The 2,108-nt window shown below is 59.0% G+C and carries 4 protein-coding genes; all 4 read right to left on the reverse strand.

The features are described 5' to 3' along the window. Positions 1–238: 238 nt before the first annotated feature. Positions 239–793: a hypothetical protein gene (locus QSG27_RS28695; RefSeq protein WP_306712239.1), complete on the reverse strand. Its 555-nt coding sequence runs from the start codon at positions 791–793 to the stop codon at positions 239–241. A gap of 16 nt (positions 794–809) precedes the next feature. Then, a complete protein-coding gene (locus tag QSG27_RS28700; RefSeq protein WP_306712241.1) occupies positions 810–1,112 on the reverse strand; it encodes a hypothetical protein in 303 nt (100 codons plus the stop codon). A gap of 319 nt (positions 1,113–1,431) precedes the next feature. Continuing rightward, entirely contained in the window at positions 1,432–1,644 is a 213-nt protein-coding gene (locus QSG27_RS28705; protein ID WP_306712243.1) for a response regulator transcription factor, read from the reverse strand. Positions 1,645–1,771: 127 nt separating this feature from the next. Continuing rightward, on the reverse strand, positions 1,772–2,108 hold a 337-nt coding region (locus QSG27_RS28710; protein WP_306712245.1), incomplete at its 5' end, for a LuxR C-terminal-related transcriptional regulator.

A 2,108-nucleotide genomic window follows, 5' to 3' on the forward strand; every position in this document is an offset into this window, starting at 1 on the left:
CCCCTCACCGGCCGCATTCTCTTCAAACGGAGAGAATCACGACCGGCAAGCCGGGCATAGCCTTTTTCCGCGGCCTGTTAGGGGCACCCCCAACCGGGCTCAAACCCGACGGCGCCCATCGCCGTCCAATACGAAGGGCGCACCCGCATCTTCACGGCCTTCCACCACATCGCCAACGGCCTCATCTGCTGGCGCGTAGACGTATCATGATGCGTCGATTTTGCCTGTTTCGGCCACCTTAATTGCGATCAAAGTATTTCCTTTTCTCAATATAGCTTGCATTTTTCATTAGATAGCCGCCATTCGATGCGCACTCCTTTATTGCTGCGACGAACTTTTTCGCCGCTGGGCTGCCAATAATTTTAATGTTATCATCGCCAACCTTGTCACTGTAAACATTATCAATCCCTTTTTTGCTTAAGCAGGCAGACATATCGCTTTCCTTGTAATGCACTTCCGTTGCTTCTCCGTCTTTGATCTGATATATATTGTAGAAGATCTTCTTCTCACGATTTGTAATTTGTGCGATATATCTATCCCTATCGATTAACGCAAAAACAACGTCATATTCGTCTTCCTGCTTCTCATTGAATTTATACGCTGGCGGGGCATCTGATATCTTCGAAATATCATGCTGCCACCATTGCCCCGTGGCCTCATCCTTAGAAAGGATAAGTCCGGCCGTGAAATTTGGGCTAACGGCGAGTTCTTCAGAAATTAATCCGTGCGATGATGTCATCCGGCATGAGCACAGGGCAACCACCATGGCGGTGTAGGCAACAATAGCTTTCATGCTGCGCATCCTTTCTTCAGTAATGTGCATTGAGACGCTGAACGCATTGGAGAATCACCCACCTGCCGGTCGCTGTCTGGCCGGCGTGGTCCTGACGGAAGCCGCCTAGCACCTGTTCGTCACACTGGTGCGCTTCGGCGCGGCCCATCACAGTGCCTTCAAGTGCAACCTGCACTGGATCGCAAACAGAAATAAGATCGTGTCTCCGAGAAACGACGAAGTCCCCGTTGGTCAGCGCCGCCACGTTGGAGGCATATTGGCCATGCGCCGTCGTGGTGTTGACGAGGAACTCAGGTCCGATGCGGACGGGCGTCGTCATAGGCACTCACCTGCGGCATTCTGTGGTCGGGGCGGCATGTGGCCCTGTCCGGCCGGGCCGGATTTCTCCCGGTCGGCGGCGATGTCGGTGCGATGCTAGGAAACGCGCGCCCGTCCCAGCAATTGGGGGATTTTCCCCGGCCGCCTCGGGTGTCGTTCGCGACGCCGCCGCACGGCGCTGGAGCTGCCGCCTGGAAAGACCGCGGGTGGCTTTCTCGCAGGGGCCAATGCACGGCATCGGCAAGGCTGCGCCGCAGCCAAGGCCCTGGGCGGCGTTCATGCGCAGCCGCAATCCGTGGCAAGGAAGCGCCCGCCCCCGGCTAAACAAGCCGCTTTGCAACGGCGATGGCGACCGCCTGCTCCCGCGTCTTCGCCCCGACTTTCCGTCGCGCCGACTCGATCTGCTTTTCCACGGTCTTCACGGTGATGCCCATGGCGCTGGCCATCGCCCGGCACCGCAAGCCTTGAGCGAGATACGCAAGACATTGCTTCTCCCGCGCCGTCAGGACGAGAGCGTTCTCTTCGTCGCCCATCGCGCATCGCCTCTCGCCGATAAAGGGGTCGGAAGGACAATAGCCGATGCCCCCCGGCCGCCATCAACTGGGGTATTTTCCCCCGGCCCCCGACGCGGCCGCTCCATCCCGGATCGAAGGCTCCCGGCTACAGGGCGATCAGCTCGAAGATGAGCGCGGTGGCGAGGGCCTGCGGCAAGGTCGTCGCATGCAGCTTCCGGCGCGCGGAGATCGTCAGCTTCTCGACCTGCCGGTCGGTCAGGCCCATGGCGTCGGCGATGCGCTGCAACCGATGCCCCTGGGCCAGCCGCATCAGGCATTCCCGCTCCCTCGCGTCGAGCGGGAAGATCTCCGCCTTGAAACCGCCACGCAATCGAACATCGAAAGCGTTGACAACACCGGCGATCAGTAAGCATCCGCTGAGTGCCGCGGTCAGACAGCTTTCGTCTGCTCGCGGATTGCCTTCCATTCCCAGGGCACGAGTT

It is taken from the genome of Azospirillum isscasi, from assembly GCF_030849505.1.
Classification (GTDB): domain Bacteria; phylum Pseudomonadota; class Alphaproteobacteria; order Azospirillales; family Azospirillaceae; genus Azospirillum; species Azospirillum isscasi.

Bases quoted from the DNA above. Each gene is read 5' to 3' on its own strand.
- QSG27_RS28695 (WP_306712239.1), bottom strand. From the start codon at position 793: ATGAAAGCTATTGTTGCCTACACCGCCATGGTGGTTGCCCTGTGCTCA.
- QSG27_RS28705 (WP_306712243.1), bottom strand. From the start codon at position 1,644: ATGGGCGACGAAGAGAACGCTCTCGTCCTGACGGCGCGGGAGAAGCAA.
- QSG27_RS28700 (WP_306712241.1), bottom strand. From the start codon at position 1,112: ATGACGACGCCCGTCCGCATCGGACCTGAGTTCCTCGTCAACACCACG.